Below are 24,999 nucleotides of genomic sequence, written 5' to 3'. Positions count from 1 at the left end.
GCGTAAATCGATCATCGTTGCCTGCTGGAAGCAAGCCGAGCTTTGGTGATGTCATGATTTACGTAATACTCAATAGTCCAACTTTCCCTATGCGAACCTCTCGCAACTCTTCTATGGGATCGTCCAGCGGGGAGCCCTCAGGAACGCATTACGCAAGCCGTTCAGGGGGCAGGAGCGCGGTCTCTCGCCGTTAGCCGGTCATACGTCGAATGGTGACAGGAGTCGCGTTGTTCCGTCCCCTTGCGTCACATCATCCCGCCCATGCCGCCTGGACTTCCCGTGCCGCCCGTTCCGGTCCCACCCGTGCTCGGGCCTGGCGCCGTCGCGATCGGATGTGCGGCGCCCATCGTCGCCATGAGTGCGGCTGCGCTGCTGCTCGGCTCGCCGTCGGCGTCGATTGCGCCGCGGGCCAGGAGTGACTGGAGATCACTGTCTACGCCTTGCTGACCGACAGCGAACGGGGTGACAAGGAAATTGGGTGTGGATAGCGTGACGCCGTACGTTTGCTGAAGATTCTGTACGACGGCGGCCTGCGCAGCCAGCACGTCGTCCTGACTCGCCAGCGCCTGCTGAAACCGCGTATTCCCGGTGAAACCGGCGATGAGCCCGCTTTCGTTCGTGCCGAGCTGTGCCGCCAGATACGACAACAACAGGTCCGTTTCTGGTGTGACGTTGTACGTCCCGCCAGCGAACGCGGCCGAGTGCAGCACCGTCCCGCCCGATGTCGCAGTGATCATGCACGGCATCACCGCGCCGAGCGTCGCTTGGTAATTTCCGTTTGCATCTGCGCTGACCGATATTGAACCCTGTGCGCAATTAATATTGGTCGCTGCGTTCGCGAGTGCCTTGCCAGTCGCTGCCGTGCCGGCGAGCGTGACCGTGGACATGCTGTTTGCGCCACCGCCGCCTCCGCCACAGGCAGCGAACAACGCAACGGACGCAATGAGCAGCAGTCCGCCGGCAGATCGGATGACGTGCCCATTTCGAATGCTCATCGAAGTCTGCCCGGGTTCGGATATGTCGTATAAACGGTTCGCCGCGGCGATGTATTCCATTCTTCGCGCAAAGATTGTTGCTGCACGGTCAGCGCGTGACGAGCAAAGATGTATGCAGGCCCATCGCGTAGTGGCCTTGCTTGTTGCAGATTATCGGCGGCCAAGTCCGTTTTAAGAACGACGAACTCATTGAGTCGTAGTCGCAATCGTAATCGTCGCGCACGGCGGCGGATTTCAAGCGCGAACGCGTGTCGAGTGTTGACCATTCCGCTCACCTCCTCACTACCGTAACGAAACGTCCAGCGCGGCAGGGTTATTCCAGTGTCCTTGCGTGCGTGAGATAGAGGCCTCGATCGACGGTCGCCGGCCACACGGATTGGGACTATCCCGCTGCGCTGCGCTGCGCTGCGCTGCGCTGCGCGGTCGCTGAGCGAGATGCGATTTGACTTCCCGACGTATTTTTGTAAGTGCGGCCGTGGAATAACTCAGCGTGTTTCGTCGTTTAGTCATTAGGCAACAACGTTCCGAACGGCAAGGGTCTGCCGCCACGGCGTGAAATTGCGTAAGCACACCGAAGTGCTGGGCGATGCGCGTGACGCCCGTGCGTCGAAACGTCGGGGATCCATCCAAACCCTCTTCCTTAACAAACTATTTCGTTTCGGGGCGTTGGTCGTCTGTTACGTTTTTTTTGCGCCTGCACTCGCACAAACCTATGACGTCTTGCCGTTGCCGGCGGACATCACCATTGACAACCCCCCTGTCGCGCGGTCGGCGGACAGGTGGAAATGGACGGCACGATGCTGCAGATCGTCGGGCGAGCGTACCTGCAACCGGGTGAACGCATTGCGCATGCCGGTCAGCGGTTCAGTCACGCTGCCGTTTGCCGTTTGCCGTTTGCCGGTGGCGATGTCGGCGTCAAGCTGATGGTAAAAACGTCCTTTGAGGAGTTCGTCGTGAAACGCCTGGATATTGCCCACGCTGCCGGCGCTGGCTGCCTGCGCACGCGTCAGCAGATGTCGCGGCGTGCGCGTTGTTGTCGGAGTGGACGTGCCTTCATGCGCGTAGGCGATGCACAACGCCGTGCCACAAGAAGTTACTTTCGAAGAGGTGGAAACCGAGCCCATGAACAACGATGCCGACCCGACGACGCCTGACCCGGGTGAGCAGGACATCCGCGCGCTGTCTGCGTTTGCCGACAATGAGCTGTCCGCTGGACAACGGGCGGCCACACTCGAGTGGCTCGCGAATGACCCGAAGGCTGCCGCTCGCGTGGCTCATTATCGGGCGCAAAGAACTGCATTGACAGTAATGCTTGCGGCCTCAGGAGAGGGCGCGCGACGCATCGTCTTGATAAGCAGCACGCGGTGGTGGCCGCGCGCGGGGATGGCGGCTGCCTGTATGGGCATGGGTGTGGCGCTCGGGTACGCGGCAGGCGGCTTTTCATCGAGCGTTTGGATCGACCAGCCAGTGTTCGTGGATCGGGCCGATGCCGCTTACGCCGTGTACACGCCGGAACAACGCCATGCCGTTGAGGTCACCGCGGCGGACGAGGATCATCTCGCTACGTGGTTGTCGACGCGCCTCGGTCAACCTTTGGCGGCACCTTCGCTGCGGGCATATGGTTACTCGCTGCTTGGCGGCCGTCTGCTGCCCGGCGAGTCCGGCCCTGCAGCACTATTCATGTATCAGAATGCGATCGGGGCCCGGCTCACCCTGTACGTAGCCACGGTTCGACAGGACCTAATGGCATCGCGACTGTATCGTAAGGGTAAGCGCAACTCAATCTACTGGACAAGTCAGGGTAGGGGATACGCGCTGACCGGCCAGGTCACCGACGCGCAGTTGCGATCGATGAAGATCGACGTAGACAGCGCTCTCGGTGTTGTTGTCCGTTAATTTCGGGAGTCGCTCCGCCGCATCAGATGAGGTCTTACCATGAAGCACATGATTTTGCCCCCTTTGACAGGGGTGTTTGCGGCTGCGTTGTTGGGCGGCTGTGCCGCGGCGCCTTACGACACATCGATGAATTCTTGTGATCAGGAGTACATGATGACAAATCCTGCGGGCGCCGACTATTATTGCGGTCCCGGGTATGGGTACCCCCTGTACGAGGGAGGTTTTCTCGGCTTTGTCGATATCGACCACTTTCCTCACCACCACGACCGCGACCGCGACCATGACTTCGATTTCCATCGCGGTCATGACCATGATCGTGACGTTCATCACGGCGGCGCCATGGCTGGTCGCGGGCACGGCGAAGCGCACGCCGAAGGCCACGGTGGCGGGCACGACTCAAGCGGTTTCGGCGGTGACTTTCAGCCCTCGGGAGCGAGCGGATCGCACGGGGGTGGTCCGCACAAGTAACCGGAATCACGCCAGAATCACGCAACGCACAGCCCCTCCACAATCCCCCGCTCGAACGCCCCGCGTTCTCTGCTGGACACATGGCAATGGTTGGGGCTGGCGCCGAGGGTCAGCGCCAGCCCTGATCTTGACGATCGAGCGGCGCACTGATGCGTATCCGGATCCCGGCTCTTGCCCTTGTTCTTGGTCGAGGGCTGCGCTGCGTTCCAGATCGATCGTCAGGCGACTGGCGCCCGCTCTTGTAATCCAGAGCGGTTCGCGATGGACGATGGCGTACGCCTCTACGCCTCTACGCCTCGCAGTCGCTCGCTTTGTCCTTGCCGTCAGGTACGACTCGGCGGGATGGATTGATGCTAGTAATTCTGGGGCTGAAGCGACAGTTCGTTGTTGACCGACTTCACGCCGGCAACGCCTCTGGCGATCTCCTCCGCCCTGGTGATCTCAGCACTCTCTGGCACCGATCCCGTTAGGGTGACCACGCCGCTTCGCGCACGAACGAAGATGTTTGTCGCCGTTATGTCTCTTGTCTTGCTGAGCGCGCGACGGACATCAGCACCCAGTTTATGATCCGCCTTTCTGATGCTTTTCTGACTCGCTTTAGCCGTCGCCGTAGTGTCCGATGTCGGTGTCGTGGAAACAGATTCGGCACAAACGCCGGATGCGACTGTCAGACCAAGCGTGACGCAAAGTACCGAAGCCAACGTGATTACGTTCATAAAGCCTCCTTTCCCGTTGAAACGTTGCGGCGAAATCCGCTTCCCACGGCTTGTGCCACGGCAATGCGTTGAGCGATTCAAGCGCCGCCCGGACGCGCTTTAAAACCCTGTCGAAACTCAGGCGATGCTTGACATCGGATCGCCCTGGGGTGCGTCCACGCACACGCGGCGCGATGCGTGCCTTCAGCTGTCGGACTTGCGACTCCAGGTGAGCGCCGCGTTTGAAGTCAGGTATCTCACCGGGTCATGTCGTGTCCTTCGAGAATATTTATTCAGCGACTTCGATCGACAACAGCGGCACGTATTGCTGCCCGCCGTAACAGTCACCATCGCCTTTTGCGCATTGCACAAGGGGTCGTGGTATCGATGCCTTGATGGCGAGCGCGGCGTCGTGATACACGAGCGTGACCTCCGCCTCGCTCGCACCATATAACTCGACCAGGTGTTGCTTGGTCACCGCGCGCGTACGTTTGGCACGTTGGTAAAACTCCACACTGGAAAACATAAGGTCGAAGGTCAGCAGGAAGGGGCCGGCATTTTTTGAGCGAATCAAGCTGCACATATCGAAGAGCGTCGTCATGTCAAACCTCGATGAAGGTGGTACGAAACATATCCAGTGGTGTGTCGGGTACGTTGACATGGTTCAGCGTGAATCGGTAGAGCGCACCTCGTGGAACTTCGGGTGGAGAGAACGGATACGCGATCGTGCTGACGATGCCCTCGTATCCCGGCACTGGCAGGTGCGAACTTACGTGAGCAACAAAACCGGCGATCTTGTTGGCTTGTTCCTGGCTCGGCGCCGTGACGGTGATCAGAACACCGAGTTCATGCGGATTGGCCGTGTCGCGCCGTGGCTCAAGCGCGCCCATCACGCCATCGATCCCATACAGGCGGTATTCAATGTCGTAGTCTTCGGGCTTCAGTGTGTCGCCGAACAGGTCGGCCACGCGCGCGCCGAAATAGCCCTGCGCGCGCTCGATCAGTTCGGGGAGCGCCTTGATGATATGAGGATCGCGCACACCGCCGACGACAATTGTCTGATAGCCAACGATCGCCGCGCCTTCCAGCTTGATGGTGTACTGCGCCGACGGATGAAAGCGCGAGCCCTTGACCCGCACGCGCCGCTCGTCCAGCGCTTCATATGTGGCGCCTTCCGTATCGATCACACCGCCGGGCTCGGTCAGAAGGAAAGGGTTTGCGTTCTCGTAGAGCGTATGAGCTGCGATGCCCAGCGGCGTGCAGCGTGCGGCAAGGTCCAAAGGTTCGATATCGAAATGATCGTCGCGGATGGTGGCGAACATACCGTCCGCGGTTGGTACGACCGCGCAGGCGGCACCGCACTCCATGGTCTTGGCGGCATGCCACGCGAGCCCGGGGGCGGCGCCCAGGGCCACCGGCACTGCCGCAAACAGGGCTGAATCGCTGGCACGTCCCGCCAGCACAACGTCCGCACCCTTCTGGATGGCGTCGATGATGGGCTCAGTACCCATCATGCCCACGACCGGCGAATCGAAGCTGCTCGCATCGATCGGGGGCGCTGGCTGAAGCGGTCGAATCCGGCCGCTCGCCATTTGCTGCTTCAGATAGGCCGGATCCTGATCGGACTTGATGGTCGCCAGCTGAAAGCTCAAATTTTCTTCCGCCGCGATCTCAAGCGCCATCCCGGTGACCCAGTCCACGCCGACATCGCGCCCACTGGTGCCGCACGAACCGACGATGAGTGGGACCTTTAAGCGATCTCGAGCGAGCAGCAGCAGTCGCAAATCCCGCTTGCACGCTTCCCGGGACAACTTCGGGCGACCGGCGCCCAGCGCTGATGGGCCGGAGTCGGTCGAGCCAGCGTCGCAGGCGATTACATGCGGGTTCAGGCTGACGCCCCGCTCCAGGGATTCCGGTTTGAATCCCGTGCCGAGACAGCCATTTCCGGCAAGCACTCTTATTTCCATGGTATCAATCTATATAAAGAGGATAGCGAAATAATCTGAATTCATTCAGGACGATGTTCATTCGATTCGGCAATCTACGGCTCGCCGGGCCCGATGGCAGACCTGTCAATCCAGCACACCAGCAGCGGCGCGGCGGCCTCGGGCAATACGTGTGGCGGCGGTCGGATCTGAAAGCGCAAGTGCTTCACTTTCATGCGCAAAGTTTCAACCAGTCGCTTTCCGTCGCCACGAGACGCACGAATTCATCGCGAATTCCGGCGATATGCCGCCGGCCGGCGAGCTCTGCCATCTCGGCGTCGCGTTCGGCAATTGCTTCGACAATGCGGTTGTGTTCGACGAGTCCGCGCCGGCCTCGGCTATCGAGATCCTTGAAGCGGAACAAACGCGTCAGGCGGTTGATATCGCTCTGAATCAGCGTTTCCAGCAACCGCACGCCTGAGAAGCTTGCGATCATCACGTGGAAATCCTGTTTGCCGTAGGCGGGATAGGACTCGTTAGCGATTTCCGGCGAACGCACGTTGTCCGGAAGTTCCGAGTACGCACGGATCCCCGCCTCTTCGAATTCGGCGTGTTGTCTCAAGGCCAGAATTTGCTCGTCGGTGGCGTGCGTGGCTGCCAGCCGGCAAGCCATACCTTCCAGCGCCTCGCGGACCACGAACATTTCCAGCACTTCGTTGCGCGAAAGCTGGGCAACACGCGCGCCCGCATGCGGCGTGCGTACTACTAACCGACGCTCTTCGAGGCGTGCGATTGTTTCACGCAACGTGGCGCGACTCACGGCATAGCGTGCCGCGAGGTCGATCTCCAGGATCTTGGTGCCAGGCGGTAATACGCCCGAGAGAATGTCTTGTGCCATGCGGTTAAGCAATTGGTCGCCCACAGTGGCAGGTGCGTCTGGGGTTCGATCTATCATGGATTCAATCCTGTTTCGTGATGCATGGCTCATGGTATGCGCTGGCTGACGGTTGCCATCGCCGTGCCTGTCACCGAATCGCACCCGAGCGTGCGGGGCCCCATCACAGTCACGACGACTGCAACGATGATCTGGCTCGTGGCCAGGAAAATAAATGCGGCGTTTGTGCCACCGCGCTGCAGCAGGAAGCCCATGATCAGGCTGGAGAAAACAGCCGCGAGGCGTCCCCACGAATACACAAAGCCGATCGCCTGTGCTCGCATTGCAGACGGAAACAACTCGGACTGGTACGCGTGTATTGCATAAGCGCTCAGCACGTTGAATACCGTCACGCCGACGCCGAACATGATCAGCAGCGCCGGATTGTCCTGGTGCGCAAAGCAGAGTCCGCATACGCCCGCGCCGAGTGCAGCGATAGCGATCTGCCATTTCCGTTCCACCTTGTCGGCGAACAAGAGGAACACCACCGGGCAAAGCGGGTAGCTCAGGCCAATGTAAAGCGAATACTCAAAGCTTTTCACGACAGGGTGACCCTGCGCGGCGAGCAGGGTGGGGACCCAGTTTCCAAAACCGAAGAAGCCGATTGCGATGAATACGTTCACTATCGACAACATCATCACGATCCCGATCCACGGGGACCCGAGCAGCACGCGCATTGCGACCTTGCCATGATCCTGTTCGTCCACGGCGCTGGCGACAGCAGTCAGTTGCGGCAGTCTGGAAACCGCCTGCGCACCAAAGCATTTCTCTTCAAGCACGCTCACAATGCGGTCAGCTTCATCCATCGAACCATGTTGCGCCAACCACCGCGGTGACTCCGGGAGACGCGAACGCGTCAGCCACACCACCGCAGCACCGATACAGCCAATGATGCAGACCCAGCGCCAGCCGTCGACACCAAGCGGCCGATGCGGAATGAATACAAGGCTTAGCGCCCCGGCCACCGGCACGGCTAGAAACTGCACGAACGCAGCGAACGCGAATGCGCGCCCACGATAACGTGCGGGAACGATTTCGGCGATATAAGCATCGATCGTCACCAGTTCCACCCCCAGCCCTATACCCGCAACAAACCGCCAGACGTCGATCCACAGCGCCGTTTGTTGAAGCGCCATCAGCAGAGTGGCGGCGGTGTACAACAACAGTGCGACGGTAAAGGTTCGCTTGCGGCCAGCGCGATCCGCGTACCGGCCGAACAGCAACGCACCAACAAACAGGCCCAGGAACGTCGCCGCACCAAACGCCGCCTGATCGGGAAGACCGAGTAGACCGCCGCGTGCCGCGAAAATACCCACCTGCACGAGCCCGGGAGCCACCAGTGCGGTTAATGCAAGATCGTAAGTTTCGAAAAATGCGCCCAGCGCCAGCAGAAAGACCAGAAACCATAGATGCCGCGTCATAGGCAGGCGATCGAGTCGTGCTTCGATCATGCGCGTCGCGGCAGTGTTGCGGAGTGCTCTCAATTCTGGCCTCCGCACACCTGAAACCCACCAAGGCTCTCTCCACGCCGGCTTACACCAGAGCATTTATTGTACGACAATGAGTTCATTTTATCGACTCGATAAGCATAATACAACATACTCCAAGGAAGATTGTCTGACATTGGACGATAGAGTCAAAACTGATGCCGGATGCCGGCCATCAACCCGAGTTGTGTACTTTTCAGCGCCGTCCCGACGCCGTTTACCCCTTGTATCTGCGCACCGATCAGGTCGCCACGGTAGAGGCCATAGTTGCCTTCGAGATAAACATCGGTCCGCCTGGACAGGTTGTAATCCGCGAGCAATTCGAATTGCGAAGCGTTGCCGTCGAGGTGCGGGGTCTTGCCGATTTGCAACGTGCGCCAGTAGTTGAGCGAAACCCGCAAGGCGGAACTGAACGACTGCACCACCCCCAGGCTAAACATGCGTCGCGAGCTAAAGTCGGTGTATTTAAGGGCTGACAGCGCCTGCGCCGTGAATGGACCGTTCAGATAAGACTGGAAACCGGGGTCGAGCCGATTCTCGAAGTAGCCGGCGTGGAACTGGGTGTCTTGCCACGTGTAGGACGCGCCCGCGGTCCAGGACTTCGAGTGGGAGCCGTTGGTTGAGTCTCGCGAATCCATGTAGCCGGCACCTGCCGTTAGCGGCGCGGCGGGCAGGTAAGCAAGGCCGACCGCCAGTTGCGATCCATAAGACGTATTTCCTGCGGTGTTGCCGAACGCGTACGATGCTTCGCCTATGACGTCTGCGAGCTTGACCGTGTATTTGGCCATGTTGCTCGACCAGAGGCCGCCCAGCATGGTGATTTCTGGTTGGAACGCGAAATCGAAGGGTACCCACGGGTTCGACGCGTAGGTCCGGTCGACAATATTAACCAGCACATTGCTCTGCCGGCCCATTGTAAGGCTGCCGAACCGTGTGGACTTCAGCCCGACAAACGCGGTGTTCCAGAAAGGCAGACCCGGATCAGACTGGCCGTTATTGAGGTCGAAGCGGTTCTCCAGCCGGAAGATGGCGGCAGTCCCGCCGCCAATATCTTCCGTGCCACTCACTCCGAAGCGACTTTGCGAGAGACCGCCAGTGGTCATTCGTACCAGAGAGTCACCGGTGCGATCTGCGTGCGTCAGATACTGGATGCTAACGTCGGTGAGTCCATACAGCGTCACGCTCGATTGGGCCATTGCAGATCCCGATCCCAATGCAAGCAGTGCTCCAGCAACATAAATAGATTTCACTTCGTCTCCACTTTTTATATGTGCATTAGTTCAATTTGCCGCTACTTCGAGCTCACGAAACACGGCCGCCGCACGCGCAATGCCATGCCGTCAAATCTCCTGGACGAGGCTTGCCCTCGTTGCTAACCAAGGTTATTTGCAACGATTCGCTATCCTAAATAGGCGTTAGGAAACAGGGCCCTGTTCTCGTGGGCCTCTCGCGCTATGCGCAGAGTTTGGTTTTCTTGGGTCGGCTTTGTTGTCCGACGATTTGATGATATTTCATTGAAAGTAAGCTGATCAAGTGGGGTAATCCCAGGTATTGTCGGACAAGGAATGGAAAACCATGGTTTTCCAGCTTGTTGACGTTCACGAGGCAGCACCAGGATTTGGACGCCAACGTACAACCGCGGCGCTCCATGATTGATCAAAACAAGGACTTGTCACGAGCTGATGGTTCCGGCTCAATGGGCTCGAAGCACGGTATGTATCGATCGTCATGCAGCGGGGCTTTCGAGACCGATTACATAAAAGAAGCCAATCCAGAGGGCACCTTATCTCTATCGCGGTAAGGTACCGCGCGAAGCTCATGTCGACTGCTGCACGCGTGCCAGGAAACTGTAATGCCACGGCCTGCGAGGTCGACAGCAATACCTTTGACTATGACGGCAACTGCGGCCTTCGTCATTGCCCGCGCCTCGATAACGGGGTCGATTGCTCCGCACTCTTGTCCTTCGCGAATGCGATCGGCCGGGCGTTTGAAAAGCGCATGTCCTAGCTTGTTCCTCTGGCTCTATCCCTATGAGTTGCTGATTCCGGAAACATGATCGAAGCCCACGATCACCGACGATTTTCGCGATCCACAAATCTTTGCCATGTCCGTAGAATGGAGCGAATCAACGAGATCTGAGAAAGTGGGCGAGCAAGAATCAGCAATCTGCCGGTTCGTGCTGGTGCACGGTCAGCATCGCAGGTTCGATCTGTAAGCGCGTGATACTGTGGAAACAAAGCTCCTCGGCCTGGTGGGACATCCTGCCAGGCAAACTTGAATCGTGACGAGTACGAGGGCTTTGTCAGGACTCGTCATGCAGTCCATTTCGTTTTTTTGGGGTGTAGAGCTTTTGTGGAAGGGGCACTTCGGGCGACCATTGGCAAATCGAACCCGGCCGCCGGATGCACTCTTCCCCATTCTCGTCGTCAGGCGTTGACAACTCAGAAAGGATTTGCACGATGGCCAAGATCGCTGCAGGGGTGGGTCCACAATTCCCACAAGTCGTCGTTCTGTTCGGCGCCACTGGCGATCTGGCGCGACGCAAGCTCTTGCCAGGCTTGTTCCATCTGTCGAGTGCAGGATTCATTCCGGGCTGCAGGGTCATTGCCGTCGCACTCGACAACATACACATTGACGACTTTCGCCGCACGGCGCGGGAAGCGCTTGACGAGTTTTCTTCTCGCAAGGTCGCCCAGCCGGAGTGGGACACTTTCGCCGCCAATCTTCACTATCTGCCGCTGACAGCAGGCGCGGAGGCGCTCAAGGCGGCGGTGCTGAACGCCGAACTGAGCTTCGATGGCGAGTGCCGGCGGCTGCATTATCTGAGCGTTCCGCCTAACGCCGCGCTCTCCGCAGTTGGCATGCTCAAGGAAGCGGGTCTCGTGGAACGCTCACGGATCATCATGGAAAAGCCGTTCGGAACGGATCTGACGAGTTCTGTTTCGTTGAATGCCCGGTTGCACGAAGTCTTCGAAGAAGAGCAGATCTTCCGGATCGATCATTTCCTGGGGAAGGAGCCCGCCCAGAACATTCTCGCTTTCCGCTTCGCGAACGGTCTGTTCGAGCCGATCTGGAACCGCAACTTCATCGACCACGTTCAGATCGATGTGCCTGAAACGCTGGGCCTCGGCAAGCGCGCGGGTTTCTATGAACAAACAGGCGCATTTCGCGACATGGTCGTCACGCACCTGTTTCAGATTCTCGCGTTCATGGCGATGGAGCCACCAACGTCGCTGGAACCGTCGCCCATTAGCGAGGAGAAGAACAAGGTCTTTCGTAGCATGCTGCCGATACAGCCAACCGACGTCGTCCGTGGGCAGTACACCGGTTATCGGTCCGAGGATGGAGTCAGTCCAGAATCGGAAACGGAAACATTCATCGCATTGAAATGTTCGATCGATAACTGGCGCTGGGCCGGCGTTCCATTCTATCTGCGCACAGGAAAGCGGCTTGCCGAGGGGCAACGCATCATTTCCATCGCATTTCGTGAGCCGCCGAAGAGCATGTTTCCGGCTGGATCGGGCGTCGGCTCACAAGGACCGGACCATTTGACGTTCGACTTGGCGGACGCTTCGAAAATGTCGCTTTCGTTTTATGGCAAACGCCCGGGTCCCGGGATGCGGCTGGACAAACTGAGCCTGCAGTTCGCCATGCGCGATACCGGTCTGATTGGCGAAGTACTGGAAGCCTATGAGCGATTGATCCTCGATGCCATGCGGGGTGACCGTACGCTTTTCACCACCGCTGAGGGTATCGAGCGGCTGTGGGAAGTATCGACGGCCTTGCTCGAATCGCCGCCTCCCGTTCGCTTCTACGCGCCGGGCTCGTGGGGGCCAAATGCCATCCATCAACTCGTTGCGCCCCGGGCGTGGCGGCTTCCGTTCGAGCGGGCGTGGCGGGATCCAAACGCGTTGGGTAGTTGACTCGATTCGGTGTTGGAGATACCTCGTACGGTTATAACTCGTCGATGCGAGCCCTTCTGGCTGCGCGCCGCGGTTGAGCGGACGCTCTGCTAAATCATCGTTTTGTGCATGCGTTGGTGCCAGAGTTACAAGCTCAGCCTTGCTGACCTTGTAGAAAGATGACCGAACGCGGCCTAAACCGGAAAATACGGAGATTCGATAGTGAGACTTGGTGAATACCGGTTGCTGGTGACACTCATGGCGCCCGCGTTCCAGGGTGGCGGCAGCGAGCCATGTGTCGACTCGCACAGCGCTCCCGCAGAGGTCTCGCGCTGATGGAATCGGAGAGCTATCGAGGGTACGGCATCTGGGGCCACGCTATCCTGCAACTAGAAGATATTCTGCAGCCGGAGCAGTACGCTGGTAGCGGAACCATCACACGGAGCAACAAGCTTATTGAAGGGTCGGGCGTCCTTGGCCATTTTGATACCGAAGAGGAAGCGCAACATGCCGGGCTTGACTGGGCTCGCGCGTGGGTCGATAGCCGCGGTTGACCGCCGCAGTTCCACGTCGACGCTCCAGCGAGCGAGCCGGCATCCACTCCCCTGGGTGGCGACCAGGCGCCCACTTGCAAACCACATGACGTCGGCTGTCGTCCATGTTGGCAATGGCAGCAACTGCTCAGGTTGCTTCACCCAGACACCAGCGGCAACTAGCCGATGTGCAGCAGTGACATCTGGCTTTCCAGCAACGCGCGAAGCTCATTCGAATCCGGCCGTGTTCCCCAATTTCGAGCGCCGGCGACGGAAGCAATGGCCATCCACGAATTTGGCGGAAACCACTCGCGCACGAGAGCACCATCTTTGAGGATGCGAAGACGTCCGGTCTGCGCGCAGTACTCGGCGCACATCTCGGTGTCTGCCAATTGCGCGGTAACTCGAAGGCTACGGATTCGCAGCATTGCTCTCTCCAATGTGATGAGGCGGTGACCGGGTAAGCCCGTGACACGGCCGTCCTCGACTCAAGGCGGGACGGAGTGAAGCGGACTGTCTATTGGACCGGGCACGACGCGATATTCTGTGCGCCCGATACGGGCTACCTGCGGGCTACCTGCTTCCAGTCATCAGGACGGCGCGACAGCCGTGCGTTGGCTTACGGCTACCGTCCGCTCTTTCTCCTTTTCCTTTGCATAGTGATGCCCCACGATGCAACCGCCCACGGCTCCGATTACGGCATGGTGACCTGCGACGTGGCCGCCCACTCCGCCGACCACCGCGCCCTTCAGACATCCCGATGCGTGCGCCGTGCCGACGGCCGAAAGTAATGTCAGCGCCGATATTGCAGTGACCACATCTCGTGTGTTCATTTGTAGCTCCAAAAAGATGGTCGGACTCGGATGCCGTCCAGTCGATGGAGTCTATGCGCGGGTCGCGCTCACAAGTGAAACCGGCTTGCGAGATTGGTAACACGCAGTTACCGCCCGCACCAATGTCGCCGACGTTGAGCGGCGTGCGCCCTGGAACAACAGCGAGAGGCTTTTCCACCGTCAACCGGCGGTGATGGCTGGCGACGCTCTTTTTTTCTCTCGTGCTTCGGCCTGATCCGACAGCAGTTCGCGCTGCTCAGACATCAGATGAACGCGGCATATCACCGTGCGGTACTCCTGGAGCGCTTCGCCACATGGCATTGTTGAACTGTCACCGCCGTAGCCGAAAGAAAGTTATCTGATAAGGATAACTATTCTTTAGCCAAAAAGGCCGTCTACGCCCTGTCAACTTGACAGAGCCCGTAAAAGGCAGGCCGTCTACCGTGAAATGACAGATGCGAGGTCCGGTTTTGAAAAATCGCAGAGCCGCCGGGCGAGGTCGGCCACCATTGAGTAGAGTGCGGTAGGACCATCGTTGCGGTAGATCGCGTAGTAACGCACCGCAGGCAAGCTCTGCGTCGAATGCAGCACGTTGAGCAAGCCCTGGTCTACAAGATCGGAGAAATACAGCGCCGGCAGATAGCTCACTCCGAACCCCGCCACCGTGAGTGAACTCAACGCGATCAGGCTGTTGCCCGCGAAGGTGCGACGAATCGTCAGGTTTTTGGACTCGAACCATCGCTCGTAGATTGCGTCGACCCCCGACGTGCCAATCTGCATCAGGATTGGATAGTTCGCAATTTCTTCCAGCGAGAGCACCTGCGAGTCAGTAATCAATGACGGGCTCGACATCCAGTGGAGCTGGAGTTTTTTCAAGGGAACGGACGTGAAGCGGGGATCCTTGAGGACGGTCGGGGCGATGATGAAGTCAATCTCGCCGTGCAGAAGCCGCGTGGCGAGATTGGTGCTGACATCGATTTCCGGCTCGAGTGACACCATTGGGTAGGCTTGGCGAATCTCCTGCACAAGTCGCGGCAGGAACGTCAATGCGATCAGCTCCGTGATGCCCAGGCGGAAGTGCCGCACGACTTCAACTTCCTTGCCCATACGTTCGAGTAATCGATCGCGGGCCTGCAACATCTCCTCAGCTGCCTCGAGCAATTCTCGACCTTTCGCTGTGAGCCGCACGGTGCGTCTGCTGCGATCGAACAGCGAAGCTACGAAGAACATTTCCAGTTCATTGATGCGTTTTGAAATGGCCGACTGAGTTGTGTAAAGACGATCCGCCGCTGCACCGAAGGTCCCGAGCTTGGCAACCCAGTAAACGGCTTCCAGTTGCTTGAGAGTTAGCATGGTTTCATGCGCATCAAAGGTTGTTTGCGAATGTTGTTCAGTCACCGGAGTTCGTTTCGGCACCGGCTTTGGCGGGATGCCGCGGTGAAGTATTGACCCGTGGCGTCTGGTTTGCAAGGAAGCCGCTACCTTACAACGCCACGTCAGCGCCACGTCAGCGCCACGTCAACGCCACTTTCTATCTCGGTGACCTATGAATTTTATTCATTGGTGACGATGCCTATTACTCGTAATACGACCTGTCGCGGTTTGCGATACTCACCTCTGCGGTAGCCTTGATACCACAGGGAAAAGAGCATCGCGGCGCGCCATCAATGCCCGGTCGAGACCCGCTCAATCCAGGCCGTTCCGAATCGCGAGACCAACGACATGTCAGGAAAAACCCTATCAGAAAAGTTGTTGTCCCTCAGCTCGGGGCGCAGCGTCAACGCGGGCGATATCGCGATCTGTGAAGTGGATTGTGCAATGGGTACTGATGGTTCCATTCCTATGGCAATGGACTACTTCGCTGCGATGGGCGCTTCACGCGTTCATTCCCCCCACAAACTGCTTTTTGCGCTCGATCACTATGCGCCGGCGCCCAGCCCGAAGGCGGCCATGCTGCAGGCGAGAATCCGGCGTTTTGCACGCGAACAGGGCATTCCATTGTTCGATATCGGTGAGGGGATCGGCCATCAGATCGTGGTCGAACAAGGCCTTGCAGCGCCTGGCCGGCTTCTCGTCGGCGCCGACAGCCATGCGGTGACCTACGGTGCAGCGAATTGTTTTGCGACCGGTATTGGTTCGTCGGATCTGGCGGGCGTCATGATGACCGGGAAGGTGTGGCTCAAGGTGCCAGAGTCCATCCGGATCACCTTGCATGGCGAGTTGCCGCCGGGTGTGTATCCGAAGGATCTCGCGCTTCATCTGGCGAAGCTGCTGGGCGCGGACGGTGCCGCGTATCAGACGCTGGAATTTCACGGCGAGGGTCTCCAAACGCTCGATTTTGAGGATCGTTTGGTCCTCGCCAACCTGTCGGTCGAAATGGGGGCCAAGAATGCCGCGTTCCCTTTCGACGCAGCCTGTGGGCGTTATCTGGACGGACGCGTTGCCGCCCCGTTGGAAGGCCTGTCCGCGGACGCGGATGCCGTCTATACCCGGGCACTGGATATAGATCTCACGACGCTGTGCCCGTATGTGGCATTGCCTCATAACGTCGACAACGTCGCACGCCTTGATGAACTGGGGGAGGTGCCTGTGCAGATGGTCTATCTCGGCACCTGTACCGGCGGCCGTGCGAAAGACTTCCGTCAGGCGCTTGCGGTGTTCCGTAAGTTCGGCAGGCCCGCTGCGGGCGTGCAGCTGGTAGTCACGCCGGCATCGCGCGAAGTGTTGCACGAGCTGGCTCTTGGCGGCGAGCTCGCCGGGTTGATCGAGCTGGGCGCCATTATTGTTACGCCGGGTTGCGGATCATGCTGCGGCACGGCCGGCGCCATCCCGGAAGACGACGCGAACGTGATCTCCACGGCCAACAGGAATTTCGAAGGGCGAATGGGCAACCCAAGCGCCAATATTTTCCTGGCGTCGCCAGAAGTGTGCGCCGCGAGCGCTGTAGCCGGCCGGATAGCCAGCCCGCAAACCCTCTCCAGGCGATAAAAGAATGACGTCACTGTCCATCAAGGGTACCGCGCGCCTGTTTGGCGACGACATCAATACCGATTACATCATCTCTTCGCGACGCAAGCGGAAATCGCTCGATCCTGCCGTCCTGAAGAACTATCTGTTTGAGACCATTGCACCCGAATTTGCCGCTTCCGTGCATGTTGGCGACATCCTCGTCGCGGGTAAGAATTTCGGCTGTGGCTCGGCAATGGAAGTTGCGGTGACGGCGATTATCGGCGCCGGGATCAGGATCGTACTCGCTCGAAGTTTTGCCCGGACCTACTTTCGCAACGCAGTGAACAACGGACTCTATCCGATTGAGTGCGATACCAGCCGGATGGCGGAAGGCTATGGACTCCAGATCGATTTTGGACCTCGTATCCTGGTGCGCTGTGCGCTCGACGACCACGAAATCGAGGCTGCGCCAATACCGTACGACATTCTGAAGATCCTCGACGCAGGCGGCCTCGTGCCCTACTTGCGCCAGCATTCAACACTTTAATTTCCCTCGTCACCAGGACTTGCACTCATGAGCCATCAACACATGCCTGGCTTTCGGATCATGCCGATGCCCGCGCCGATTCCTCACGACCTCATCGAGCGCTTTCGGTCCGTCGTTACTCCGCACATCAGCGACAACATGCACCGGTTGTGCGGCGTGATCGGACTGAAACCCTACCACCGCCAGAAGAAGCTTGTGGGCCGTGCCATCACGGTCAAGGTGAGGCCGGGCGACAACCTGATGATCCACAAGGCGATAGACATGGCCGAACCCGGCGACGTCATTGTCGTCGATGGTGGCGGTGAAGTGACACAGGCGCTGGTCGGTGAATTAATGCAGATGCACGCGCAGGTACGTGGCATCGCTGGTTTTGTCATCGACGGCGCCGTGCGTGACGTCGCCGCGTTTTATGCGGCGGACTTCCCATGCTTTGCTCGAGGCAACACGCATCGCGGTCCGTTCAAGGAGGGGCCTGGAGAGATCAACGTGCCGGTTGCTATCGGCGGTCTCGTGATCGAGGCCGGCGATCTGATTGTTGGGGATGAAGACGGGCTTGTTGCAATTCCCGCTGATCAACTCGACACCCTGCTGGCTGCCGCGACCGCTCAGGTACAGAAGGAACAGCAACGCAAGGAGGCGATTCTCGCGGGCCAGGACAAGCGCGGCTGGATCGACATCTACCTGACGCAAAAAGGCGTGATCGCCTGAGCATCTTTCACCTTGTCACGAGACCAATATGAAACTGATTGCCGCCCGCATGGAGCGCATCAAACCGTCGCCGAGTTCAATGGCCACAGCACGCGTGAAGGAACTGCGAGCGGCAGGCCGGGACATCGTCGGCCTGACTTCCGGCGAGCCGGACTTCGACACGCCGCCGCATATAGTCGAAGCCGCCTATGCTGCGATGAAGGCAGGTAAGACTCGCTACACGGTGGTGGATGGTACTCCGGAACTCAAGCGGGCCATATGCGATAAATTCGAGCGCGAGAACGGGCTGGTTTTTGCCCCGGATGAAATCACGGTTGGGAACGGCGGCAAACAGGTCGTGTTCAATGCCTTGACGAGCACGGTGGAAGAGGGCGACGAAGTCGTTATCCCCGCGCCATACTGGGTGTCATATCCGGACATGGTGCTGCTCAATGGCGGGCGACCGGTAGTTGTCGAATGTGACGTGAACAGCAACTACAAGATGACGCCGGAGCAGCTTGAAACGGCCATCACCGATCGCACCAAGTGGGTCGTGCTCAACTCTCCGTGCAACCCGACAGGGGCGACTTACACCGACAATGAACTCATCGCGGTTGGCAAGGTGCTCAGCCGCCATCCCAATGTCTGGATCATGACTGATGACGTCTACGAGCATCTCATTTATGACGGCCTGAAGTTCGCTACATTTGCCCGCTGCAACCCGCATCTGCGCGAGCGCACGCTCACTATCAACGGCGTGTCGAAGGCGTTTGCCATGACAGGGTGGCGCATTGGCTACGCGGGCGGTCCCAAGGCGCTTATCAAGGCCATGGCCAAACTACAGTCGCAAAGCACCAGCAATCCATCCTCCGTGAGCCAGGCCGCGGCACTGGCGGCCCTGACCGGCCCAACCGATTTTCTAGCCGGCTGGCGCAGTGAATATCAGCGGCGGCGCGACCTCGTCGTGGAGAGCCTGAATGCGATAGAAGGCCTGTATTGTCCCCGTCCTACGGGCGCGTTCTACGTCTACCCCTCGTGTGCGGGCGTCATCGGCAAGCGCACTCCGAATGGCCAGGTAATCGGTAACGACACCGATTTTGTCATGTACCTGCTCGAGAGCCAGGAAGTCGCGGTAATCCAGGGCGCAGCCTTTGGCCTGTCTCCGGCCTTTCGCATTTCATTTGCCACTTCTTTCGCGCAGCTCGAAGAAGCGTGCAAGCGGATTGCGGCTGCGTGTTCGGCGCTTCGTCGCTGACTTGTGGGCGAAGAGTGCGCTATCAACTATCGGACTATCGGGAAAGGAAAAAAATGAACAGGTTGCCTTATCGTGCTGCTGCCCTTGTGTTGTTCAGCTGCGTGGCGCTTGGCGCTCACGCTCAGGATCTCACGGGACGGCTCGCATCGATCAAAGCCAGGAATACGATCGTGCTGGGCTTTCGCGAGTCGTCGGTGCCGTATTCTTACTATGACAACGACGACCACGTCATCGGCTATTCGCAAGACATTGCGCAGGAGATCGTGAAGGAGATCAAGACAGCGATTGGTGCACCAGGCCTTCAGGTTCGGATGATTCCGGTGAACGCGCAGAACCGTATCGCGTTGGTTCAGAACGGCACGATCGATCTTGAGTGCGGCGGGACGACGAACAACAAGGAGCGTGCACAGCAGGTTGATTTCTCCAATACGATCTCGGTGACGGAAACGCGGTTACTGACGAAGGCGGATTCAAACATCCATTCGTTTAACGACCTGATTGGCAAGACAGTGGCGGTCACGACCGGGACGACATCCGAACGCTACCTCAGGTCTTATATCCAGAAGAACAACGCGAACATCACGCTTGTCGAAGCACGAGACCACAGCGCTTCGTTCCTGAACCTCGAAACAGGCCGCGCCGCAGCCTTTTTCATGGATGCCGATGTGCTCGCAAGCGAACGGGCGACCGCGCACCGCCCGGAAGACTATGTCATCGCCGGGGAGCCGCAAACGCACGAAGCGATCGCATGCATGCTTCCCAAGGGCGACGCCTCGCTTAAGGCGGTAGTCGATCGAACCATCGCACGGCTTGAAACAAATGGCCGTGGCCAGTCGCTTTACAACACGTGGTTCATGTCACCGATTGCGCCCAAGGGCATCACACTCGGGTTGCCAATGAGCGATTCTCTAAAGGCCATCTTTTCGCATCCGAATGATCGCCCGATGGACGATTGAACGGTGCAGACGCCTAACGGCCGCATTCCGCATTTCATTTGCGACGTCCGTCGAGCAACTGATTCATATATTCGAACGGGCGAAGCATCGAACCACTCTCTCCACGCTATGTCGGACGAAATTCGCATCTATCAAACAACTCGACTGGCCGGCGAGGCGGCGGGCGCTTGCACGGTGTGCGCGGCAACGATATTTCGCCACCGTTCGACCGATGCGACGTAACCATCGAAAAACGCCGCGCCTTCGGTCGGCTGGTGGTACAAATAGCCTTGCGCGAACGGTATGCCCATCTCCTGCAGCGCACTGTGCTGTGCTTGCCGGTCCACACCCTCGGCAACGACTGACGCTCCGAGGACCTTTGCCAACTGCAGAATACCTTCGATAAGTTTTCGGTCCGAGTCAGCCACTCCTTGAATGAAACACCGGTCAATCTTGATGTAGTCAAAGTGGAACCGTTGTAGCAGTGCGAGGTTGCTGTTTTCCGTGCCGAAATCATCAATGGCGAATTGCACACCCTTGGCTTTTAATCTCGCAATTCCCTCCCTGACTGAGTCTTCGCTGGTTATCAGGCCGCGCTCGGTGATTTCCAGAACTATGTTTAACGCCGTAGTCTGGAGGTCGAGGGCCTCGCATATGTCCCGAGGGAACGACGGCAACTCCATGTGGCAAGGAGCGAGGTTCACGGTGAGCCGAAAGCCGTCGGGCAGACCGACCGCCCCTAGTTGCGCGAGCGCGGTACGCAGGACAAAGTCGGTGAATGGCGCAATGATGGGGGAGGTCTCGACATGCCTGATGAACGCGTTGGGCGCGACGACGCCCCAGCGCGGGTGCTGCCAGCGCACGAGCGCCTCCGCACCCACCCACACCCCGGTCCCAACGTCAACGATGGGCTGGTAGACGACAAAGAACTCATCACGGCGTAACCCGACTTTTACCTGTCGAAGAATGCGCTGCCTGGGCGTAAAGCCGGCGGTGTAGCCGAGCACGACAGTCGTTGCGATGGCAACCCCGCAGAGTAGCGCGGCCAATACCGCCAATGCGAGATGGTCAGACGGGACCTTTCCCGCCACAACGACCTTCATGCTGTTGCCGTTAGGCAGAACGACCGCACCGGCCGGGATCGTTGCGTTACCGGACGCGAACGTATTGTCACTTGCTAACGTTCCGGTGCCGACGCTCAAGGTGGCGGAGCGCTTCTCTGACCCTTCCGCTCGCGCCAGCAAATCGGCGAGATACGCTCCTTCGATGAGATACAGCACGCCATCGCGCCGGCCGACCGCCTCAAACACGGTTAGAACCGGGCGATCAGGATAAACCGGGGTGCCTGGTATCAAACCCATGCGGCGGCTCGAGGACCCGTTCGGCACAAACAACGAGAGGGGATAGCTCGCGCGCGCGTCCCCGAGGCTAGAGCAGTAGACCGAGCCGTCGTGGACCAGCACGATGGCGCGCACATAGGGTGCCGCCCGCTGCAACAACGTGAGGCGGTTTTCAACCTGAGGGCAGGGCTGACCCGCGAGGAGGTCAGCCTGTTGCCGACGCGTGTCGATAGACCGTAAGACCCGGTCGATCGATCGGCTGATGTCGAGCGCGACTGTGGCGTTAGTCTGCCGATTAATGGACTGCGCAAACCAATACCCTGTCGCCCATGATGCCGTTGCAGCGATGGCGAACACGAGGAGCACGGCACCCCGGCGGAGGGAAAACGCCCGCGACGGTACGAACAGGCTCGTGTCACTCATATCGCGTCCGTCATTCATGACCGCGGCCCCTAGTATGGGCAACCTTGGCCCTGAGTCGAGTAGCTAGTACCGATTTTTCTTATCTGTTGCGCTGATTCGAGCTTCCGACCAATACGGTAACTCTTCGCACTGAAGCGAAATCTGCTTCGTGCATCGCTCTACTGAAAGCAACTCGGCGAACGCTTTGCCGCGTGGCGTCGTTTCACCGGGCTTAGCCAAAATCCGTCTGGCTTTTGAGGAAAAGTCAGTCCATCGAACTACTGCCAGCCAAACGCTTTAATGTGACAACGCCGGCGCGCGCTGAGTCGCTCTCGCCGACCTTGAACACCGCGACTGCGTCACGCAGCGCTTGAGCTTGCTCGGCCATTGAATGTGCCGCCGCCGAGGCCTGTTCGACCAGTGCGGCGTTCTGCTGGGTCACCTGGTCCATCTGGCTGACCGACTGGTTGACCTGCTCGATCCCGGTGCTCTGTTCTTGCGACGCCGACGAGATTTCGCTCATGATGTCAGTCACTCGCTTCACTGACTGGACGATTTCGCTGATCGTGCTCCCCGCTTCCTCAACGAGCTTCGAACCGGCATCCACCCGGTTCACCGACTCGCCGATCAGCGCCTTGATTTCCTTGGCCGCCGCCGCACTGCGTTGGGCCAGCGTGCGGACCTCGCTGGCCACGACCGCAAAGCCACGCCCCTGTTCACCAGCCCGCGCGGCCTCGACCGCTGCGTTCAGCGCCAGGATGTTGGTCTGGAACGCAATGCCTTCGATCACGCTGATTATCTCGGCCACCTTGGCTGAACTGTCGGAGATCCCCTGCATCGTCTCGACCACGCGGCTGACCTCGTCTCCACCGCGCTGCGCGATGGCCGACGCCGTGCCGGCCAGCGTGCTGGCCTGCTGCGCGTTGTCCGCGTTCTGGCGCACTGTCGCGGTCAGCTCTTCCATGCTCGATGCGGTTTCCTCCAGCGACGCAGCTTGTTCTTCGGTACGTTGCGACAGGTCGGTATTGCCGGCCGCCAACTGTTGAGTTGCACTCGAAATCGATAGGCTGGCTTGCTTGACGCCCCCGACGATGCCCGCCAATTGGGCAATCGCCTGGTTCAGCGAGTCAGCCAGTGCGCCGACTTCGTCCTGGCGGACGACATCTATTTTGACGGACAGGTCGCCCCGCGCCAGAGCATTGGCGCCATCGACCGCGCGCTTCAGGGGATGGACGATCGAACGGGTCACCAGCACGCACAGGACCGTTGCGACGATCAGGGCCAACGCCGCGAATCCCCACAGCACGGCGCGTGCCGTGTCATAAGCGTGACTACTGTCCCGCACGGCGGCGTCCATCTGGTCTTGCTCATAATTCAGAAAAGTGCTTTGCGCCTTGAGGAGCGCTAGTTGCAACGGCACCGTGCCCAGCAGGGTTGCACGTGCCCCACTGACGTCATGGGCGGCCAATTGCGCATAAGCAGGCTTCATCGCTGCCGAATAGGCCGTATATGCCTGTGTCACGGGATTGAAGGCAGCCCGTCCGACTGCTGAACCCATCCGGCTTTGCACGTCCCGGACGAGGGCAGTATTTTTTTCGACCTGGGCCTGGAGTTGCTCAAAGTCGGTTTGTTGTGCTTCGGGTGTCGGTTCCTCGAGCGAGCGGTACGCCAGCAAGCTGACCAGGTACGTTCCTTCCTTGAGCTGATTCCCATTCTGCAGCTTTTTAGCCTGATGATCGACGATGTCTTCAGTATTCGCGTTCATGTCCGCCATCTGCACGCTGACCGTCCCACAGATCACCAGCAGCAAAACAAGTACCGCACCGAAAGTGATAGTAAGCCGAGCCCCGATCTTCATTGCCATGTGGCACATCCTTTTATTAGAATTTTGCAAGGATCGGGGCCATTTGCCTCCATCCAGGTACCAGGGAATCGTGCGCCTGCTGCACCGCGTGTAGTCCGAAGGCGTGGAGCCTTACGTGATCGACGCTACGATGAGCAGCCCGCACTTAGCCTTTATTTTTAGAAGTCAAACCGAAATCTTGTGCGACCAAGCCGATACAGGGACGTATGTAAAGCGTCCTTCACCTGTATCGGCTCAGGTCAACCGAACTTGAATCCGAAGCAATGACTGCGGCGAATGGCCCCAACGAGGCTAAAAACGCAGTTAGGGCGTACGCAAATTTCATCCGAACGATCGGATTTTCGAGCTGCTGACGCCGGAAGTCATCGAGCATCTCTCACGATGAAACTGCTCGATCTTCCAGCGCAGGCTGCACGCGTCTTGTGTGGCCTCCGAGTAATCCTGACTCCGGCAGGGCTTTTTGCGTAAGTATCTATTTTTACTTCGCATACCGAAATAAAAATTGAAGTATAAGCCTGAGGCTGTCGATGTCGACGGCCCACATGGACCGGTGAAATTCAGTGGTCAATCAGGCAAAGCTTACGATATGCCCCTCCTTACAGCGTCACAGTGCTTGTCCACCTAACTGAGTTGAAGAGTGTCCAGCGCGAGCAGCATACGGTTCTTGCCGCAATTCACGTGACGAAAACGCGCTTCATAACTCGCCTGCGCGTTCTTCACCTTGAGCGCCTCGAGAACCTTGCGGTTCGACTCCAGCAACACACTGCGTTGCACGAGGCCACGCGTGCGAAACAGATGAAACTCCTTCATGAGCGCGCGATACATCTTGATCAGCCGGCCGTTTTCGGTCGAGCGCACCAGAAAATCGTGAAACTCCCGTTTAGCGGAAAGAATTTCGCGAAGTTGCCGCTTTCGGCCGCCAATTCCATCTCTGCCACCCGCTTCGAGCTGGGCGAGCCGCGCCGCGCTGAGCATCGGGCCGCGTCTGACCGTCAGCTTGTCGGCACCAGCCTTTCGTTCATCCGTTCACCCGGCGCCAGTTCGCCGCTCAGTATCATGCCTTCGATTTCACGCTGAACCACGCCGGTCAGCGTGTGGGCACGCAGTTCGGCAACGGTGACTCGAGACGTGTGTTCGGTATCTCTAGACTAATGTTCCACGGAATTATGGAAACTGTCAACAGTATGCTGCTCGCAATATCAACAAATGTTGCAAATTGCCAAAGCGGACATTTGAATCTAGCTAAAAGCGGACATTTCTAAAAAGCCCTGACATTTTAATGTCGAGGCCAGGTAGAGATGTCGTAGCGTGAGCAAAGTAGAGATGTCGGGTTTTGGGGTGTTTTTAACCTG

The 24,999-nt window shown here is 58.7% G+C and carries 23 protein-coding genes and 2 pseudogenes; 11 read left to right on the top strand and 14 right to left on the bottom strand.

Going from position 1 to position 24,999, the window contains the following annotated elements; all coding sequences use genetic code 11:
- Nucleotides 1-245 precede the first annotated feature (245 nt).
- Entirely contained in the window at nucleotides 246-995 is a 750-nt protein-coding gene (locus AWB69_RS41835; RefSeq protein WP_062092639.1) for a hypothetical protein, read from the bottom strand.
- Nucleotides 996-1,705: 710 nt separating this feature from the next.
- Entirely contained in the window at nucleotides 1,706-2,071 is a 366-nt protein-coding gene (locus AWB69_RS41830; protein ID WP_062092636.1) for a hypothetical protein, read from the bottom strand.
- Nucleotides 2,072-2,117: 46 nt separating this feature from the next.
- Here AWB69_RS41830 and AWB69_RS41825 point away from each other — a divergent pair, with 46 nt between their 5' ends.
- On the top strand, nucleotides 2,118-2,891 hold the full coding sequence (locus AWB69_RS41825; protein ID WP_062092635.1) for an anti-sigma factor family protein: 774 nt from the start codon (nucleotides 2,118-2,120) through the stop codon (nucleotides 2,889-2,891).
- A gap of 150 nt (nucleotides 2,892-3,041) precedes the next feature.
- The gene (locus AWB69_RS41820) at nucleotides 3,042-3,359 is read left to right on the top strand and encodes a hypothetical protein (protein WP_156529169.1); all 318 of its coding nucleotides are present in this window, start codon (nucleotides 3,042-3,044) and stop codon (nucleotides 3,357-3,359) included.
- Between the two features lie 353 nt (nucleotides 3,360-3,712).
- Here AWB69_RS41820 and AWB69_RS41815 read toward each other — a convergent pair whose 3' ends face one another.
- From AWB69_RS41815 to AWB69_RS41790, 6 genes are all read right to left on the bottom strand, one after another.
- Complete coding sequence (locus AWB69_RS41815) at nucleotides 3,713-4,075, bottom strand: BON domain-containing protein (RefSeq protein ID WP_062092633.1); 363 nt, start codon at nucleotides 4,073-4,075, stop codon at nucleotides 3,713-3,715.
- A gap of 268 nt (nucleotides 4,076-4,343) precedes the next feature.
- On the bottom strand, nucleotides 4,344-4,655 hold the full coding sequence (locus AWB69_RS41810) for a DUF4387 domain-containing protein (protein ID WP_062092632.1): 312 nt from the start codon (nucleotides 4,653-4,655) through the stop codon (nucleotides 4,344-4,346).
- 1 nt (nucleotide 4,656) lies between these two features.
- Nucleotides 4,657-6,009 (bottom strand): acyclic terpene utilization AtuA family protein, encoded by a 1,353-nt coding sequence (locus AWB69_RS41805; protein WP_231937419.1) that lies wholly within the window; start codon nucleotides 6,007-6,009, stop codon nucleotides 4,657-4,659.
- A gap of 202 nt (nucleotides 6,010-6,211) precedes the next feature.
- Nucleotides 6,212-6,934 (bottom strand): GntR family transcriptional regulator, encoded by a 723-nt coding sequence (locus AWB69_RS41800; RefSeq protein WP_075644086.1) that lies wholly within the window; start codon nucleotides 6,932-6,934, stop codon nucleotides 6,212-6,214.
- A 29-nt stretch (nucleotides 6,935-6,963) separates the two neighbouring features.
- Entirely contained in the window at nucleotides 6,964-8,397 is a 1,434-nt protein-coding gene (locus AWB69_RS41795) for an MFS transporter (RefSeq protein ID WP_197500453.1), read from the bottom strand.
- Nucleotides 8,398-8,549: 152 nt separating this feature from the next.
- Nucleotides 8,550-9,650, bottom strand: coding sequence for a porin (locus tag AWB69_RS41790; RefSeq protein WP_062092628.1), 1,101 nt, complete (start codon nucleotides 9,648-9,650; stop codon nucleotides 8,550-8,552).
- Between the two features lie 1,209 nt (nucleotides 9,651-10,859).
- Between AWB69_RS41790 and zwf the strand changes: the two genes are divergently transcribed.
- Together zwf and AWB69_RS41780 are read left to right on the top strand one after the other, a co-directional pair.
- Nucleotides 10,860-12,323, top strand: a complete 1,464-nt coding sequence (zwf, locus tag AWB69_RS41785; protein WP_062092627.1) for a glucose-6-phosphate dehydrogenase — start codon at nucleotides 10,860-10,862, stop codon at nucleotides 12,321-12,323.
- Nucleotides 12,324-12,637: 314 nt separating this feature from the next.
- The gene (locus AWB69_RS41780; protein WP_062092638.1) at nucleotides 12,638-12,856 is read left to right on the top strand and encodes a hypothetical protein; all 219 of its coding nucleotides are present in this window, start codon (nucleotides 12,638-12,640) and stop codon (nucleotides 12,854-12,856) included.
- Nucleotides 12,857-13,014: 158 nt separating this feature from the next.
- Here AWB69_RS41780 and AWB69_RS41775 read toward each other — a convergent pair whose 3' ends face one another.
- Complete coding sequence (locus AWB69_RS41775) at nucleotides 13,015-13,263, bottom strand: hypothetical protein (protein ID WP_062092626.1); 249 nt, start codon at nucleotides 13,261-13,263, stop codon at nucleotides 13,015-13,017.
- Between the two features lie 162 nt (nucleotides 13,264-13,425).
- Nucleotides 13,426-13,668: a hypothetical protein gene (locus AWB69_RS41770; protein WP_062092625.1), complete on the bottom strand. Its 243-nt coding sequence runs from the start codon at nucleotides 13,666-13,668 to the stop codon at nucleotides 13,426-13,428.
- 207 nt (nucleotides 13,669-13,875) lie between these two features.
- Here AWB69_RS41770 and AWB69_RS51140 point away from each other — a divergent pair.
- Nucleotides 13,876-13,995, top strand: a pseudogene (locus tag AWB69_RS51140) (IS6 family transposase); the annotation flags it as partial.
- 111 nt (nucleotides 13,996-14,106) lie between these two features.
- Here the strand turns inward: AWB69_RS51140 and AWB69_RS41765 are convergent.
- Complete coding sequence (locus AWB69_RS41765; protein ID WP_197500452.1) at nucleotides 14,107-15,138, bottom strand: LysR family transcriptional regulator; 1,032 nt, start codon at nucleotides 15,136-15,138, stop codon at nucleotides 14,107-14,109.
- A gap of 252 nt (nucleotides 15,139-15,390) precedes the next feature.
- On the opposite strand from AWB69_RS41765, the gene AWB69_RS41760 reads away from it, so the two are divergent.
- From AWB69_RS41760 to AWB69_RS41740, 5 genes are read left to right on the top strand one after another with little or no spacing between them, the layout of a single operon-like run.
- Nucleotides 15,391-16,656 (top strand): 3-isopropylmalate dehydratase large subunit, encoded by a 1,266-nt coding sequence (locus AWB69_RS41760; protein WP_062092624.1) that lies wholly within the window; start codon nucleotides 15,391-15,393, stop codon nucleotides 16,654-16,656.
- Between the two features lie 4 nt (nucleotides 16,657-16,660).
- The gene (locus tag AWB69_RS41755) at nucleotides 16,661-17,164 is read left to right on the top strand and encodes a LeuD/DmdB family oxidoreductase small subunit (RefSeq protein WP_062092623.1); all 504 of its coding nucleotides are present in this window, start codon (nucleotides 16,661-16,663) and stop codon (nucleotides 17,162-17,164) included.
- 27 nt (nucleotides 17,165-17,191) lie between these two features.
- Complete coding sequence (locus AWB69_RS41750) at nucleotides 17,192-17,872, top strand: RraA family protein (protein ID WP_231937417.1); 681 nt, start codon at nucleotides 17,192-17,194, stop codon at nucleotides 17,870-17,872.
- Nucleotides 17,873-17,900: 28 nt separating this feature from the next.
- Nucleotides 17,901-19,106 carry an aminotransferase class I/II-fold pyridoxal phosphate-dependent enzyme gene (locus tag AWB69_RS41745; protein ID WP_062092621.1) on the top strand — a complete coding sequence of 402 codons (1,206 nt, stop codon included), beginning with the start codon at nucleotides 17,901-17,903 and terminating at the stop codon, nucleotides 19,104-19,106.
- Nucleotides 19,107-19,159: 53 nt separating this feature from the next.
- Nucleotides 19,160-20,062, top strand: coding sequence for a transporter substrate-binding domain-containing protein (locus AWB69_RS41740; protein ID WP_062092620.1), 903 nt, complete (start codon nucleotides 19,160-19,162; stop codon nucleotides 20,060-20,062).
- Between the two features lie 131 nt (nucleotides 20,063-20,193).
- Here AWB69_RS41740 and AWB69_RS41735 read toward each other — a convergent pair whose 3' ends face one another.
- Nucleotides 20,194-21,822, bottom strand: coding sequence for an EAL domain-containing protein (locus AWB69_RS41735; RefSeq protein WP_082913826.1), 1,629 nt, complete (start codon nucleotides 21,820-21,822; stop codon nucleotides 20,194-20,196).
- A 105-nt stretch (nucleotides 21,823-21,927) separates the two neighbouring features.
- Here AWB69_RS41735 and AWB69_RS51135 point away from each other — a divergent pair.
- A pseudogene (locus AWB69_RS51135) lies at nucleotides 21,928-22,041 on the top strand (IS6 family transposase); the annotation flags it as partial.
- Nucleotides 22,042-22,048: 7 nt separating this feature from the next.
- On the opposite strand, the gene AWB69_RS50515 reads toward AWB69_RS51135, so the two are convergent.
- Together AWB69_RS50515 and AWB69_RS41725 are read right to left on the bottom strand one after the other, a co-directional pair.
- Nucleotides 22,049-23,647 carry a methyl-accepting chemotaxis protein gene (locus tag AWB69_RS50515; protein ID WP_082913825.1) on the bottom strand — a complete coding sequence of 533 codons (1,599 nt, stop codon included), beginning with the start codon at nucleotides 23,645-23,647 and terminating at the stop codon, nucleotides 22,049-22,051.
- A gap of 621 nt (nucleotides 23,648-24,268) precedes the next feature.
- A complete protein-coding gene (locus tag AWB69_RS41725; protein WP_062092618.1) occupies nucleotides 24,269-24,622 on the bottom strand; it encodes an FCD domain-containing protein in 354 nt (117 codons plus the stop codon).
- Nucleotides 24,623-24,999 lie beyond the last annotated feature (377 nt).

The organism is Caballeronia udeis, from assembly GCF_001544555.2.
In the GTDB taxonomy this organism is placed as follows: Bacteria; Pseudomonadota; Gammaproteobacteria; order Burkholderiales; family Burkholderiaceae; genus Caballeronia; species Caballeronia udeis.
This window is presented reverse-complemented; position numbering and strand designations above follow the sequence as displayed.